Source organism: Pseudomonas sp. NBRC 111132 (genome assembly GCF_001320565.1).
GTDB classification, from domain to species: domain Bacteria; phylum Pseudomonadota; class Gammaproteobacteria; order Pseudomonadales; family Pseudomonadaceae; genus Aquipseudomonas; species Aquipseudomonas putida_P.
The window spans coordinates 20,416-34,227 of sequence record NZ_BCBI01000011.1 but is presented as its reverse complement, the minus strand read 5'-3'; the positions used below and the strand labels follow the sequence as shown (position 1 = coordinate 34,227).

13 protein-coding genes are annotated in these 13,812 nt (G+C 61.7%); 7 read left to right on the top strand and 6 right to left on the bottom strand.

Annotated features, from left to right (window positions below; translation table 11 throughout):
* The first annotated feature begins 14 nt into the window (after positions 1-14).
* The 4 genes from APH35_RS07520 to APH35_RS07505 all read left to right on the top strand — a co-directional run bounded on the left by APH35_RS07520 (position 15) and on the right by APH35_RS07505 (position 3,470).
* Positions 15-956, top strand: coding sequence for a DMT family transporter (locus APH35_RS07520; RefSeq protein ID WP_060514501.1), 942 nt, complete (start codon positions 15-17; stop codon positions 954-956).
* Positions 957-994: 38 nt separating this feature from the next.
* Positions 995-1,333 carry an FKBP-type peptidyl-prolyl cis-trans isomerase gene (locus APH35_RS07515; RefSeq protein ID WP_012273461.1) on the top strand — a complete coding sequence of 113 codons (339 nt, stop codon included), beginning with the start codon at positions 995-997 and terminating at the stop codon, positions 1,331-1,333.
* A gap of 233 nt (positions 1,334-1,566) precedes the next feature.
* Positions 1,567-2,229: a histidine phosphatase family protein gene (locus tag APH35_RS07510; protein WP_060514500.1), complete on the top strand. Its 663-nt coding sequence runs from the start codon at positions 1,567-1,569 to the stop codon at positions 2,227-2,229.
* A gap of 44 nt (positions 2,230-2,273) precedes the next feature.
* On the top strand, positions 2,274-3,470 hold the full coding sequence (locus tag APH35_RS07505; protein ID WP_060514499.1) for a D-amino acid dehydrogenase: 1,197 nt from the start codon (positions 2,274-2,276) through the stop codon (positions 3,468-3,470).
* 55 nt (positions 3,471-3,525) lie between these two features.
* Here APH35_RS07505 and APH35_RS07500 read toward each other — a convergent pair whose 3' ends face one another.
* The 3 genes from APH35_RS07500 to APH35_RS07490 all read right to left on the bottom strand — a co-directional run bounded on the left by APH35_RS07500 (position 3,526) and on the right by APH35_RS07490 (position 6,738).
* Entirely contained in the window at positions 3,526-4,254 is a 729-nt protein-coding gene (locus APH35_RS07500; protein WP_012273458.1) for an aspartate/glutamate racemase family protein, read from the bottom strand.
* Positions 4,255-4,270: 16 nt separating this feature from the next.
* A complete protein-coding gene (locus APH35_RS07495; RefSeq protein WP_060514498.1) occupies positions 4,271-5,803 on the bottom strand; it encodes an NCS1 family nucleobase:cation symporter-1 in 1,533 nt (510 codons plus the stop codon).
* Between the two features lie 497 nt (positions 5,804-6,300).
* Positions 6,301-6,738 carry an Lrp/AsnC family transcriptional regulator gene (locus APH35_RS07490; protein WP_012273456.1) on the bottom strand — a complete coding sequence of 146 codons (438 nt, stop codon included), beginning with the start codon at positions 6,736-6,738 and terminating at the stop codon, positions 6,301-6,303.
* Between the two features lie 133 nt (positions 6,739-6,871).
* Between APH35_RS07490 and APH35_RS07485 the strand changes: the two genes are divergently transcribed.
* Both APH35_RS07485 and APH35_RS07480 read left to right on the top strand, forming a co-directional pair.
* Entirely contained in the window at positions 6,872-7,768 is an 897-nt protein-coding gene (locus APH35_RS07485; protein ID WP_060514497.1) for a DMT family transporter, read from the top strand.
* 35 nt (positions 7,769-7,803) lie between these two features.
* Positions 7,804-8,730: a class I SAM-dependent methyltransferase gene (locus APH35_RS07480; RefSeq protein ID WP_060514496.1), complete on the top strand. Its 927-nt coding sequence runs from the start codon at positions 7,804-7,806 to the stop codon at positions 8,728-8,730.
* Positions 8,731-8,788: 58 nt separating this feature from the next.
* Here the strand turns inward: APH35_RS07480 and APH35_RS07475 are convergent, their stop codons facing one another.
* The 3 genes from APH35_RS07475 to APH35_RS07465 form a co-directional block, all read right to left on the bottom strand.
* The gene (locus APH35_RS07475; protein ID WP_060514495.1) at positions 8,789-10,813 is read right to left on the bottom strand and encodes a mechanosensitive ion channel family protein; all 2,025 of its coding nucleotides are present in this window, start codon (positions 10,811-10,813) and stop codon (positions 8,789-8,791) included.
* 145 nt (positions 10,814-10,958) lie between these two features.
* Positions 10,959-11,957: a sulfate ABC transporter substrate-binding protein gene (locus APH35_RS07470; RefSeq protein WP_012273452.1), complete on the bottom strand. Its 999-nt coding sequence runs from the start codon at positions 11,955-11,957 to the stop codon at positions 10,959-10,961.
* A gap of 116 nt (positions 11,958-12,073) precedes the next feature.
* A complete protein-coding gene (locus APH35_RS07465) occupies positions 12,074-12,895 on the bottom strand; it encodes an ion transporter (RefSeq protein WP_060514494.1) in 822 nt (273 codons plus the stop codon).
* Positions 12,896-12,952: 57 nt separating this feature from the next.
* Between APH35_RS07465 and APH35_RS29690 the strand changes: the two genes are divergently transcribed.
* Positions 12,953-13,777, top strand: a complete 825-nt coding sequence (locus APH35_RS29690) for an RHS repeat-associated core domain-containing protein (RefSeq protein ID WP_177335353.1) — start codon at positions 12,953-12,955, stop codon at positions 13,775-13,777.
* Positions 13,778-13,812 lie beyond the last annotated feature (35 nt).

Below are 13,812 nucleotides of genomic sequence, written 5' to 3'. Positions count from 1 at the left end.
CCAGGAGCTGACACGTGAAACGCGGGGTGATGTACGCCGGCATGGCCGGTGCGTTATGGGGCGTGGTGCTGATGGTTCCCGAGCTGCTGCCCGAGTTCAATCCGATGCTGCTGAGCAGCGTGCGCTACCTGATGGTGGGCGTGATCTCGCTGCTGCTGGCCCTGCCCATGGCGCGCCAGTTGCGCCAACTGACCGCAGGTGATGCGTGGATGCTGTTGCGCCTGGCGGTGATCGGCAACCTGGTGTACTTCGTGTGCCTGGTGGCGGCGATCCAGCGCCTGGGTGTAGCCCCGGCCTCGTTGATCGTCGGCGTGTTGCCGCTGACCATCACCCTGTACGGCCGCAATGACAGCGGCGCGGTGCCCCTGGCGCGGCTGGTCGGCCCGCTGGCGCTGATCCTTGCCGGTATGCTGTGCATCAATCTGCAAACCTTCGCCTTCGCCCCCGGCGATATCGGCGACAAGCTGATGGGCCTGTTCTACGCGCTGGCCGCCCTGGCGTGCTGGACCTGGTACGCCGTGCAGAACAGCCGTTACCTGAAGCAGTGCGGCCACTTCGACAGCCACCAATGGTCGGTGTTGTGCGGGGTAATGACTGGCCTTGCCAGCCTGTTGATGGTCGCTGGCCTGGCACTGTGGCAGCCGCAACAGCTGCAGGCCGAAACGCCGATGTCACGCTGGTGGTTGTTCTGGGCGGCCAGCCTGGCCTGCGCAGTGCTCGGTTCGTGGCTTGCCATGGCGTTGTGGAACGCCGCCTCCAAGCGCCTGCCGCTGACCTTGAGTGGGCAACTGATCGTGTTTGAAACCCTGTTTGCGCTGCTGTATGCCTTTTTCTGGCGGCAGGCCGGCCCAAGCTTGCTGGAAGCGGCAGCGATCGTGCTGGTGATTGGCGGCGTGCTGTGGTCGATGCGCCAGCATGAAACCCCGCGCGAACTTGCCAAACCGCTGCATTCCTGAGAAAAGGGCGGCTTTGTTTTCAGCGTTGGAGTGTGCCCGTGAGCCAAGAACTGCAGATCATCGACCTGGTCGAGGGTGATGGCAAAGCCGCCGTCAAAGGCGCCCTGATCACCACCCAGTACACCGGCTGGCTGGCCGACGGCAGTGAGTTCGATTCGTCCTGGTCGCGCGGCAAGCCGTTCCAGTGCGTGATCGGCACTGGTCGGGTGATCAAGGGCTGGGATCAAGGCTTGATGGGTATGCGGGTTGGCGGCAAGCGTAAACTGCTAGTGCCGGCGCACTTGGGTTATGGCGAGCGCAGCGTGGGTTCGATCCCACCGAATTCGGACCTGACCTTCGAGATCGAGCTGGTGGAAGTGCTGACGCGGGATGATTGAGTGATCGTATTGCAACCCGAGGTTCTTGCACCTTACACAATTGCGCAACACTTTTCCCCTAGCCTGGGCCTTGCCTAGGGAACGGCATCCACCTCCAGGGAGGAACCAAACGGGTTCAGGGCACTCTGACCCTCACTCGTTGCCAAGGATGGCATTCACTACAAGGGCGCCCTGCGACTGGCCGGGCGATGTGGCGGGTAACTCCGATTTTTATGCCACACGAGCCTGCCTTGATGAAGTTGCCAACATTCTTCCACCGTCGCCGTCACTTGCTGCTGAGCCTGGTGCTCACAGCCGTCGCTGTACCGTTGGCGCTGGAGGCTGTCGAAAGCCGGGCGCAACCGGTGGATGGCACTCAAACCTTGGTGTTCCTGCGTCATGGCGAGAAGCCAGGTGAAGGGTTGGGCCAATTGAACTGCCAAGGCCTCAACCGTGCGCTGGACCTGGCAACCGTGCTGCCCGAACGCTTCGGCAAGGCTGACTACGTGTTTGCCGCCAACCCCTCACGGCATGTCGAAGAAGGCAGCAGGGACGAAAGCTACAGCTATATCCGCCCGCTGATGACCATCACCCCCAGCGCCATTCGCCTCGGCTTGCCGGTGAACATCGACTACGGCGCCAACGACACCGATGAGCTGGCCGAAGAGTTGCTGAGCGAAAAATACCGCAATGCAACCGTCTACACCGCTTGGTCCCACGGCTACCTGCCAGAGCTGATCAACACCGTGGCGGGCAAGGCCCTGGGTGAAGAGCGGGTGATCACCGGGGATTGGAGCGGGGATGACTTCGACACCCTCTATGTACTGACCCTGACCTGGCACGACGGCAAGGCCAGCCTGCTCAGCCGTAACGTGCGCCAGGGCCTGAATGACGGTGCGCATAGCTGCCCGACCTGATCCGCTGGTACTGTTTGGCCAGGAAGCCGGAACAGGGATGAAGGATGAAGCAGCGGGTAACGGTAATCGGTGGCGGGGTGGTTGGCCTGGCGACGGCCTACGCCCTTGTTCGTGACGGGTATTCGGTAGCGTTGATCGAGGCGCGCGACAGCCTGGCGTCGGCTACCAGTTTTGCCAATGGCGGGCAATTGTCCTATCGGTATGTGGCGCCACTGGCCGATGCCGGGGTGCCCTGGCAGGCACTGGGCTGGCTGCTGCAGGGCGAGTCGCCGCTGCGCCTGCGCTTGCGCCTTGACCCGGCGCAGTGGCGCTGGCTGCTGGCCTTTACCCTGGCTTGCCGGCGCAGCGTCAATCGCCGTAATGCCGGGCAATTGCTGGAGCTGGCGTTGCACAGCCAGGCCGTTCTGGGGCAATGGCGCGAGGGGCAGAACCTGGGCGACTTTGCCTGGCGGCGCAACGGCAAGCTGGTGGCTTTTCGCAGCGAGCGGGCCTTTGCCCATGGCCGAGCGCAGTTGACGGACCCTGCCAGCCAGCGGGTTTTGGCGGCAGTCGAGCTGCGCGCGCTGGAGCCTGCATTGGCGGGGGCACCGTTTGTCGGTGGCGTGTTCACAGCGGATGAAGAGGTGGGTGATTGCCACTTGTTCTGCCAGCGCCTGGAGGCCCTGTTACGCGCTTCGGGGCAATGCCGTGTTCTGCTTGGTCGGCCAGTGACGCAACTGGTGCGGTGCCAGGACCAGGTTGTAGCGCTACAACTGGGCGACGAGCAGATGGAGGTGGAGCAGTTGGTGCTATGCGCCGGGCATCGCGGCCCAGGCTTGGCACTACCGGGGGTGCATATACCGGTCTACCCGCTGAAGGGCTACAGCCTGACGGCACCGATCGGTGCCGGGCACCAAGCCCCGGAAGTGAGCCTTACCGATTATGAGCGCAAGATCGTCTACGCCCGCCTGGGGCAGCAGCTACGGGTAGCGGCGATGGTGGACATTGTCGGTTTTGACGAGTCGGTGGAAAAGCGCAGGTTGCAGAGCATGCGGCGGCTGGCACTTGAGACGTTACCCAAGGCTGCGGATTATAACCAGGCGGTGGAGTGGGCCGGGATGCGGCCGGCGACACCGACCGGGGTGCCGATCATTGGCGGGACGGTGTATCGCAACTTGTGGCTGAACCTGGGGCATGGTGCGTTGGGGTTTACCTTGGCCTGTGGCAGTGCGCAGCGCCTGGTCGAAATGATGGGGCGATAGTACCGGCCCCCTCGCGGGCTTGCCCGCGAAGCGGCCGGCACAGGGAAATACTGGATCAGCGGCCGAAGCGCATCGGCCAACCCAGCACCTTTTTCGCGCGCGGCGTGGCATAGGTGCGTACCTTGGAAGTACTCAACCCCATGCGCACCAGCGATTCGGCAATGGTTACCGCTGCGCTCACACCATCCACCACGGGCACACCGGTGCGCTGGCGAATCTGCTCGTCCAGCCCGGCCATGCCGCCGCAACCCAGGCAGATCACTTCGGCCTTGTCGTCACGCACGGCCCGTTCGGCCTGCTCGACAATCGCCTCCACGGCCCGCTGTGGGTCGGCCTCCAGTTCCAGTACCGCCAGCCCGCTGGCACGCACCGAGGCGCAGCGCTCGTACAGGCCGGACAGCTTCAGGCGGTCCTCGATCAGCGGTACGGTGCGGTCCAGCGTGGTTACAACCGAATAAGCATGGCCCAGGTACATTGCCGTGCTGGCGGCAGCATCGGTAATGTCCACCACCGGCACGTTGAGCAGCTCCTGCAGGCCTTCGCGGCCGTGTTCGCCATAACCCGCCTGGATCACGGCGTCATAGGGGCCTTCGAAGGCCAGTACTCGGTCCATCACCGCGATTGCAGCCAGGTAGCTTTCGAAATTGCCCTCCACCGACTCGGCACCAAACCAAGGTGTGAGGCCGATTATTTCCGTGCCGGGCGCGGCCACCGCACGGGCCTGCTCGGCAATGGCGTCGGTGATGGCTTCGGTGGTGTTGACGTTGGCGATCAGAATACGCATGGGCTGTCTTCCTTGATTAATGGCTGCTGTGGTCGACGGCGATGCACTCGCCGCTGACGTCGTGGTATTGGCGGTTGCGGGGTGCGATCAGCAGGTACAGGGCAGCGGCGATACCGGCGCCGATCAACCAGGAGAACGGCGCCACGCTCTGGAAGTTGGGGACCAGGGCCAGGACGATGGCCAGCAGCGCAGCCGGCACGAAGGCGGCCACGGCGCGCAGGTTGATGCCTTTGCTGTAGTGATAGGCGCCGGCCGGGTCTTCGCTGTACAGCTGTGGCACGTTGATGCAGCCTTTGCGCAGCAACCAGTAGTCGGACATGATCACCCCGTACAGCGGGCCGAGCAGGGCGCCCAGGCCCGACAGGAAGTACACGATCACCAGCGGGCTGTTGTACAGGTTCCACGGCAGGATCAGCACCGCCAACGTGGCGCTGATCAGCCCGGCACGGCGGAAGTTCAGGTGGCGCGGCGCCAGGTTGCTGAGTACGAAGGCTGGTGCGACAAAGTTGGCCATGATGTTCACCGCCACGGTGACGATCAGGAAGGCCAGGCAGCCGAGCACCAAAAATGGCGTGCTGGGGATGGCGGCGACGATCTGCGTCGGGCTGTCGATGATTTGGCCGTTGATCTGGAACTGCGCACCGCATAGCACCACGGTGATCACGGCGAACACCAGGATGTTCACCGGCAGGCCCCAGAAGTTGCCGACGCGGATGGTCTTGCGGCACGGCGAGGAGCGGGCGAAGTCACAGAAGTTCAGCACCAAAGTGCCGTAGATCGCCAGCCACAGCGCGCCGCCGGCAAAAATGTTGCGCCACATCTCGTAGCCAGTCAGCGGCGCAGCCACCGACCAGGCAATGCGGGCATCGGCCTTGAAGTACATGAACACCGCCAGGGCGGCGACGGTCAGCAGGATCACCGGGCCGGCAAAGGCCTCGTAGCGGCGCACCATCTCCATGCCGTAGGCCAGGATGACCAGTTGCACCAGCCAGATCGATACGAAGCACACCCAGCCCAGGCTCGACAGGCCGAGGATGCTGTCGTGGTCGTATGCCGCCATTTGTGGCCACACGGCGGTAAGCAGTACCCGCAGCACCACCGAGGCCAGGTAGGTCTGGATGCCGAACCAGGCAATGGCGATGACGGCGCGGATCAGCGCCGGGATCTGCGCGCCGTGGATACCGAAGGCAATGCGGCTGATGACCGGGAACGGCACCCCGGTTTTCTGCCCCATGTAGCCGGACAGGTTCATGAAGAAATACACCAGGGCCGCACCGATGGCCAACGACAAGAGAATTTGCCAGCCACCCAGGCCGAGGGCGAACAAGCCCATGGCGAACGAATAGTTGGCGATATTGTGCACATCGTTTGTCCACAGCGCGAAGATGCTGTAGCCGCCCCAGCGACGACCTTCGATACGTGTTGGCGCGAGGTCGCGGTTATGCAGGCGCGGGCTCAGGGCAAGTTCCGGCGCGTTGCCGGTGAGGGTGGCGTTGGGGTGGGTGCTGGCGACGGATAGTTCAGGGGCAAGGTCGAGGCTGCTACTCATTCCGGCGGGCTCCTGATGCACTTGGACTGCGATGAGCGGGCATGCGCACGGGCTCGCCATCTCGTCAGTGCAGTGTTGGCATCACAGGGTTCTGGGCGCGGCGGCCGACATTGGGTCGGCGTCGCGGGTTCTTGTGTATTTATGTTTTGTTTAGGTTGTATACAAAACACGAATACACAAAAGCCATTTCTATGCCAAGGAGTATTCAACTTTCTGCTGGCCAGCATTCTGAAACTATCTTGTTGAAAGATAAGTTAATGAAATGCTGACGTTATAAGTTGACCAAATGAACAGGTTTAATTTTTTAGTGCGAAAGTTAGTTGATCATTTGGTCAAAATTTTTGGCGGGAAGTGTGTAACGTATTGGGGCGTTACCGAGGGTAAGTGCACACAAAAATGGCACTTATGGTGACGTTTTTGTGTACAAAAAATAGTCAGCTTTTCCTGCGCGGGCCTCTTCACGAGGACGCTTGCGAAGAGGCCCGTGCAAGAGAAAATCAATCCATCGGCGGCAACCGCCGCTTCACCGGGCTTTTCTTGATGATGGCGGTATTGGTTTCGGCCAGCACATTGATACGGTCGAGCAGGGTGTCCAGTTGTTCCATCGAGCGCACATGCAGCCGGGCAATGAAACAGTCCTCACCCGTGACTTTGTCGCACTCGGTGAACTCAGGGATGGCAATGATCTGCCGCTCCACTTCGTGCAACTGCCCCGGCAGCGGGCGGATGCGCACGATGGCCTGCAACTGGTAACCAAAGGCGCGTGGGTCGACCTCCACGGTGTAGCCGCGCAGCACACCACGCTCCTCCAGGCGGCGCAGGCGTTCGCTGACGCTGGGCGCGGACAGCCCGCTGACCTGCGCCAGCGCTTTGAGCGAGCGGCGTGAGTCCTCCATCAGTGCATTGATCAGTAGTTGGTCGATGGCATCGGTCATGCTCGCCTCATCAGGTAATTCACGATATTTGCCTTGATAGTAAAGGCATGACTGCAGATCTGCCTTGGTTAACCGCTGGAAGGTCAGGCTGCAACCTTTGCATACTGTTGCCATCGTCAACAGGAGGTGTGAGATGGACAGTTCATTGCGCCGTGGCTCGCTGGAAATGGTCGCTGCCATGCTGATTTCCGGGACCATCGGCTGGTTCGTGCTGGTGTCTGGCCTACCGGTGCTGGATGTGGTGTTCTGGCGCTGCGTGTTCGGTGCCGTGACCTTGCTGGCGATTTGCGCCGCATTTGGGCTTCTACGGCCGGGAGTGATCAGCCGCACGGCATTCTTGCTGGCGATTGCCAGTGGGGTGGCCATTGTCGGCAACTGGCTGTTGTTGTTCGCCTCGTACTCGCGGGCATCGATTGCCATTGGTACGGCGGTGTACAACGTGCAGCCGTTCATGCTGGTGGGCCTGGCGGCACTGTTTTTGGGCGAGAAAATCACCTTGGCCAAGGTGACCTGGCTGAGCGTGGCGTTCCTCGGCATGCTGGCCATCGTCAGTGCACATGGGGCGGGGCAGGGCAGTGGCGAGGATTATTTGCTCGGGATTGCCCTGGCGCTGGGGGCAGCGTTGTTGTATGCAATCGCTGCGTTGATCATCAAGCGCCTGAGTGGCACGCCCCCGCACCTGATCGCGTTGATTCAGGTAGCCACGGGTGCGCTGCTGCTGGCGCCGTGGATCAAGCTTGGCGGCTTGCCGAGTGAAGTGCCGGCGCTGGCCAGCCTGCTGACGCTGGGCATGGTGCATACCGGCCTGATGTATGTGCTGCTGTACAGTGCCATACAGCGTTTGCCCACGGCGTTGACCGGTGCGCTGTCGTTCATTTACCCGATTGCGGCGATCCTGGTGGACTGGGTGGCGTTCGGGCACCGACTGGCGCCGCTGCAGTGGCTGGGGGTGGGGTTGATCTTGCTGGCGGCGGCGGGAATGCAGCAGGGATGGTGGTTCCGACCGGCGCGGGTTGCCGTCAAAAGTTGAGGTAGAATGCCGCTTTTGTCAGCCTGCGACCCACCATGACTTCGCCGATCCACATCCTTGAAAAGCACCTGCTCGCCGCCCTCGACCCTGCCCCGCAGGAAACCCGCCGCCTGTTCCACGGCCGTGGGCGCTGCTGGGCGGGCCTGGAGCAGGTCACCGTCGACTGGCTGCAAGGCGTGCTGTCGGTTGCCCTGTTCCGCGAGCCGTCCGAGGGCCAGCTGGCCGAGCTGGAGGCCATGTTGCGCACGTTGGCTGAGCGCCCGCAATGGACCGGCCAGGCGATCATCATCCAGCACCGCTACCTGCCCGACAGCCCGGGCCAGTGGCTGGTGGGCGAGCCGTGCCAGCAGCGTGAGGTGGTCGAGGACGGCCTGAGCTACCTGCTGGACCTGGGCGTGCGGCAGAACAACGGCCTGTTCCTCGACATGCGCTACGGCAGGCGCTGGGTGCGTGAGCAGGCGGCGGGCAAGCGCGTGCTGAACTTGTTCGCCTATACCTGCGGTTTCTCGGTGGCAGCGATTGCCGGTGGCGCCGAGCAGGTGGTGAACCTGGACATGGCCAAATCGGCCCTGTCACGTGGCCGGGACAACCACCGCCTCAATGGCCACGATGCATCGCGGGTGGCGTACCTGGGCCATGAGCTGTTCAAGTCGTGGGGCAAGGTGCGCAAGTACGGGCCGTATGACCTGATCATCATCGACCCGCCAACCTTTCAGCGTGGCAGCTTCGTGTTGACCCAGGACTACGCGAAGATCCTGCGGCGTTTGCCGGAGTTGCTGACTGAGGGCGGCACGGTGCTGGCGTGTGTGAATGATCCGGGCATCGGGCCGGAGTTTCTCATTGAAGGGATGGCGGAGCAGGCGCCGACGCTGGCGTTTGTCGAGCGGCTGGAGAACCCGCCGGAGTTCCCGGATGTGGACCCGGCCGGGGGGCTCAAGGCCTTGGTGTTCCGTAAAGTTTGATGTTGCCCTTGCTGGGCTCTTCGCGGTTTTACCCGCGAAGAGCCCAGTACAGGCGGCATCAAGCGCCAAGAGCCTGCATCGGCAGCGGGTATACCTGGGCAAAACTCACGTTGTCGGTTTGGTCCACGCGTTTCTTCAACCGCTCGTTGAACGCCCGGCTTACCGCATACTGCCCGCCGGAAATGGTGCGGAACTGCGCCGTCAGCACAAAGCCGTTCAAGTCCATGCGGTCCACGCCGAACACTTGCAATGGCCCCTGCAGGTTGATGCGCAGCAGCGGATCTTCGCTGATCGACTTGCCCACTTCATGGATCAGCGCCAGCGAAGCATCCACATCACTGCCGTAAGTGAACTGCACCGAAAAAAACGCATAAGCGAACTGCCGCGACTGGTTGGTAACCGCCTTGATCTGGCCGAACGGCACCGAGTGCACGAAGCCTTTGCCATCGCGCAGGCGCAGGGTGCGGATGGTCAGGCTTTCGACGGTACCGGCATGGCCGGAATCGAGCACCACCCAATCGCCGATGGAAATGGTGTCCTCGATCAGGATGAACAATCCGGTGATCACATCCTGCACCAACTGCTGCGAACCAAAGCCGATGGCCAGGCCGATCACCCCGGCACCGGCCAGCAAGGGCGCAACGTTGATGCCCAGGTTGGCCATGGTGGTGATGGTGCAGATAACGATCAGGACCACTTTGATCGCGTTGCGCAGCATCGGCAGGATGGTGCGCACCCGGGTACTTGGCTGGCGTGCGGCGCGGCGGCCGACGGCAGGCTTGAGTGCTTCCTGAATAGCGGTATCAAGCACCACCCACAGCAGCCAGGTAACCAGCAGGATCAGGCCGATGCTCGACAGCGAGTTGCTGATCGCCTGGCCCAGGCTGTTGCTCAGGGCGAAATCGATCACCGAGAAGCCCCAGATGCGCCCCAGCAATTCGATGAATGCCACTGCCATGGCGATGCGCAATAGCGCATGGGCAAGGCTGCGCAGCAGTTCTTTGTAGGGGCGTACCCGTTGCGCCGGGTCGCTTTCCCGGGGGGCCAGCAAGTGTTGCAGCAACGTGCTGAGAAACACTGTCGATACCAGCAGCACAGTGGTCAGCAAAGCCTTCTGCAGGGCCTTCTGGCTTTCTTCACCGGCACCTACCAGGTGAATCGCCGACACCAGAATCATCAACAGGATTGGCAGGTACCACACCGCCGAAAAGATCCGCAGGGTCTCCTGCACGGCCCGGTGCTGCACACGGTCCTTCAAGCTGCGATTGCGGATCAAGTGCGCCACCGGGCGGCGCAGGCGAATGACCAGGCTGGCGAAGATGAAGGTGGCGGTGAGGCCGGTGAGCACGGCAATGCTGGCGGTGATGTTGCCGCCCAACTGGCGGGCAATCTGCGGGCTGGTAAGGGCGTCGCTCCAGGCCGCGAGGAAGCCGATCAGAAAAAGCAGCCGTGGGGCCAGGCGCTTGATCACTGCTACGGCCGGGCGCTTGTGGCCGGCATCGAACAGGGTGATCAGGCACAGAATGATCGAGGTCGAGAACAAGCCACTGCTGGTGGCGTATGCCAGGCTCAGGCCCAGCGCGCGGGCTACCGAGGGGTCGAGGAAGCGGCTGGCGTACAGCGTCAGCGGCAGGCTGGCCAGCGCTGGCAGGGTGTAGGGCAGCAGGTAGCCCAGCAGGCTGCTGGCACGTTTGCGCTCGCGCAACCACGGGGTGCCAGAAGTGCGTCTTGCGACCCAGCGCCCGAGGCTGGTGAGCGCGGCGAAACTGGCGGCCCAGGTGAATGTAAGCAACAAGAAGTTGCCGGCCAGTTGCAGCGAGTCGCTGGCCGAGTGGCGGTCGACCAGGCGTTCGACCTCTTTGGCGGCGCGATCGGTGCGCAAGCGCCAGGCATCCACCAGGTGGGCGTCGAGGTCCAGCTCCTGGGCGGCACTGTCCAGGCCGTCGGCCAAAGCGCCAAGCAGCCCGCCTTGCAGTACTGGTTCGGGTTCGGCGGCTTGTTCTTCGGTGGGGGTGGGGTCGGCGGCAAGCAGGTGGGTGCTCAGCAGGCAGCCGAGCAACAGGGTAGAGAGAAAGCGCAGCACTGGAGTACTCCTTGGGCCGGGGTGAGCGGGGCAGGGTTACTCAAGGAACTGATGGGTAAAGGGTATGGAAAGTTCGATTGTTGTATGGCCTGTGCCGGTCCCTTCGTGAGCTTGCCCGCGAAGAGGCCGGCACTGCCTGTATCAGTTACTGACCGCTATAGATCTGGTCAAACACCCCGCCATCATTGAAGTGGGTTTTCTGCACGGTGCGCCAGTCACCAAAGGTTTTTTCCACCGACAGGAAGTCCACTTTCGGGAAGCGGTCGGTGTACTTGGCCAGTACCGTCGCATCGCGCGGGCGCAGGTAGTTGTTGGCGGCGATCTCCTGGGCTTCTGGCGACCACAGGTACTTCAGGTATTCCTCGGCCACGGCCTGGGTGCCTTTCTTGGCCACCACCTTGTCGACCACGCTCACCGGCGGCTCGGCTTCTGCCGACACGCTTGGGTAGACCACTTCGAACTGGTCGCGGCCGAACTCGCGAGCGATCATTTCGGCTTCGTTCTCGAAGGTGACCAGCACGTCGCCGATCTGGTTGGTCATGAAGGTGGTGGTGGCGGCGCGGCCGCCGGTGTCCAGGACGGGGGCCTGCTTGAACAGTTTGCCGACGAAATCGCGGGCTTTGCTTTCATCACCGCCTTGCTTGAGCACGTAGCCCCAGGCCGACAGGTAGGTGTAGCGGCCATTACCCGAGGTTTTCGGGTTGGGCACGATCACCTGCACGCCGTCCTTAAGCAGGTCGGGCCAGTCTTTCAGGGCTTTTGGGTTGCCCTTGCGCACGATGAACACTGTGGCCGAGGTGAACGGTGCGCTGTTGTTCGGCAGGCGGGTTACCCAGTTGTCCGGCACCAGCTTGCCGTTGTCGACCAGGGCGTTGATGTCGGTGGCCATGTTCATGGTGATGACATCGGCCGGCAGGCCATCGATCACCGCACGCGCCTGCTTGCTGGAGCCGCCGAAGGACATCTGCACGTTGACCTTCTCTTTGTGCTCGGCTTCCCAGTGTTTCTGGAAGGCTGGGTTGTAGTCCTTGTAGAAGTCGCGCATCACGTCGTAGGAAACGTTGAGCAGGGTAGGGGCGGCCTGGGCGAGGTTACCCAGGGCCAGGCCTGCGGCGAGCAGTGAGGCGGTGAAGAGTTTTTTCACGTTGCTTCCTTGTTCTTGAAGAGTATTGGGGCAGATTGCCAGCGACTATAGCGGGTGGCTCGAAGTGGGTTAAAGAACAAAAAACACTTTGGTTATTCCGCTGCAAGTACAGGGCCTCAGTGCTTGGGAAACAGCCCATTCCCACACCGGGAACAGAACGCCGCCCCATGCTCATGGGTCTTCTTTTGGCAGGTTGGGCAATCATGCTGCAGTTGCTCCCCACGCATGGCGTTGGCCAGTTCTGCGGTGAAGATCCCGGTCGGCACGGCAATGATCGAATAACCGGTAATCATCACCAATGATGACAGCACCTGCCCCAGCGGCGTCTTCGGCACGATGTCGCCAAAGCCCACGGTGGTCAGGGTAACGATGGCCCAATAGATGCCTTTGGGAATGCTGGTAAAGCCATGCTCCGGCCCTTCGATCACATACATCAGCGTGCCGAACACCGTCACCAGGGTCGATACCGTCACCAGGAACACGATGATCTTCTGCTTGCTGCCGCGCAGCGCCTCCATCAGGTAATGGGCCTGCTTGAGGTACGGGCTGAGCTTCAGTACGCGGAAGATCCGCAGCATCCGAATAACCCGGATGATCAGCAGGTACTGGGCGTCGCTGTAGTACAGGGCGATGATGCCCGGCACGATCGCCAGCAAGTCGACCAGGCCATAGAAACTGAAGGCGTAGCGCAAGGGCTTGGGGGAGCAGTACAGGCGGGTGATGTACTCGGCCAGGAAGATCGCGGTAAAGCCCCATTCGATGGCGGCCAGCAGACCGGCGTAGCCTTGGTGCACTTCGTCGATGCTGTCGAGGATCACCGTGACCAGGCTGGCCAGGATGATCAGCAGGAGGATTTTGTCGAAGCGGCGACCGGCTACGGTGTCTGTCTGAAAGACGATGATGTAGAGCCGCTCGCGTATTGATTGCGGGGTTTGCATGGTTTGTGTTCCGGGGACGTAAGCAGTAAGCCTAGAAGGTCAGTGTTCCGGCCTGCAATGGGCGGACTGGTAAAAATGCCAGTTTTAAAGGCGGGGAGGTTGGCCGCAGAATGCGCCTGGCATGGGCGAACGTGTGAAAGGGTCATGAATAGGGCAACTGAGCAGCAGAGCTTGGCGTTACAGACACTGTCGTATACCGCATATGGTCATTCGGTCGGGGGACCGGCTACTTCGCTGAGGTTCAATGGCGAGTGGAGAATCGGGGTTCTCCAAGGCTATGGGGTGGGCCATGGGCATCGGTACTATCCCCCTGCACTCATGCGTTTTTTAAGCCCGGATGCGTTGAGCCCGTTTGGTAAAGGTGGAGTCAACTCTTATGCCTATTGCCAAGGTGACCCGGTCAATCGCTCAGACCCAACAGGGGAAGCATGGACGATTAAACGCGCTCCGGGGCGGGCGAGGCCAGCAGCCGTATTTAGCCCCTCTAGAACAAGCAATGAGACAGCAGTCCCGGCGTTAAGGAATGGACCGGGTAAATATCTGCAGGCAAGTACTGTTTCGAAGGAAACCGTTGAGTTGAGCAGTTCCGGTTCTATCGGTGGCATCAATGGCGTGCCTGTGAAGGTGCGTCCCGTAGCGACGGTAGCAGGCGTGCAGTCAAAGGGGCCAACTATTGATGAGCTTGGGGAGTCTCGGCGGAATCAGCTGTATTGGGAGCACAGGCCGGGCGCTCAGCCGATGAACCAAGACCAGATGATCCCCAATCACCAGCGGGCTCACAGCAGTCAGATTCTAGATATTGAGCGCAATAGCGCGCGTATCAGAGAGCAGGAAGCACGCGATGCAATAATTGTACAGTTGATGTCGTCCTGGAACGGGTGATTTTTGTGGCAGGGCGGCTGTCAGAAACCTGCTCA